Source organism: Aeromonas sp. PrichA-15 (genome assembly GCF_017939245.1).
Lineage (GTDB): Bacteria > Pseudomonadota > Gammaproteobacteria > Enterobacterales > Aeromonadaceae > Aeromonas > Aeromonas caviae.
Window position 1 is genome coordinate 909 of record NZ_JAGKRH010000164.1, and the last position, 1,204, is coordinate 2,112.

Here is a 1,204-nt window from a genome sequence, read left to right on the forward strand (position 1 = left end):
CAAAGACAACACGCTGGAGCTCAAGCGATTCGCCAACGGGCGAGGGTTAGAGATCCGGGGTGGTAAAGCGGCGGCAAACTACCGAGAAGCCTCTCCCGACTTCGGTATCTATGACGAGCTGGCCGCCTTCGATGCTGACATCGATCACGAGGGTTCGCCCACGTTCCTCGGTGACAAGCGGATGGAGGGCTCGACCCACCCCAAATCAATCCGTGGCTCTACCCCCAAGATCGCGGGGCAGTGCCAGATAGAGCGGGCGGCCAGCGAATCGCAGCACCTGATGCGTTATCACGTGAAGTGCCCACATTGCCATGCAGAGCAGTACCTCAAGTGGGGCGGCCCCGATGCCGAGTTCGGCATCAAGTGGGACGGTAACAACCACAACTCGGCGTTCTATCTGTGCGAGGCAAATGGCTGCGCCATTCGCCAGCATGAGATGGATTACGAGACGGTGGAACGCTGGATCTGCGAGCGCACCGGCATCTGGACGCGGGACTCCATCGACTGGTTCGACAGTGATGACCAACCGATCCCTCCTCCCGAGTCGGTGACATTCCATATCTGGACGGCCTACAGCCCGCTGACGACATGGGTGCGGATTGTCTCTGACTTCCTCAAAGCGAAGGATGACCAGGGCAAGCTAAAGACCTTCGTCAACACCACGCTGGGCGAGACCTGGGAAGAGGAGACCGGTGAGAAACTGGAGTGGGAGGCGCTTGCCGCCCGCCGCGAGGTATGGCCGCACCCCGTCCCTGATGGGGTGCTCTATATCACTGTCGGGGCTGATACCCAGGATGACCGTTTCGAGTTCGAGATCACCGGCTGGGGCGTGGGGGAGGAGCATTGGGTGCTCGACTACCAGCGCCTGTACGGCAACCTCGGGCACACCGAGATCTGGGATCGACTGCACGAGCAGTTCTCGCGCCAGTTTATCAAGGCCAACGGTGAGGTGATGGATATCGGCCTGGTGCTGATTGACTCGGGTGGTCACTACACCGATGAGGTCTATCAGTTCTGTCGCCGCAACCCGCGCAAATATATCCCTATCAAGGGGGCCACGGTGATGGGCAAACCCATCATCACCTTCCCGCGCAAGAAGAACCGGCAGGGTGTTTACCTGTCGGAGGTCGGCACCGACACCGCCAAGGACGTGATCTACGCCCGCCTGGCCGATGTGCCTGCATCGCTATCCGGGCCGCTGCCT

Annotated in this window: 1 protein-coding gene; it reads left to right on the forward strand. The window is 60.5% G+C overall.

Going from position 1 to position 1,204, the window contains the following annotated elements; translation table 11 throughout:
- A partial coding sequence (locus J9889_RS17585) for a terminase gpA endonuclease subunit (protein WP_210557521.1) occupies window positions 1-1,204 on the forward strand: 1,204 nt, incomplete at both ends.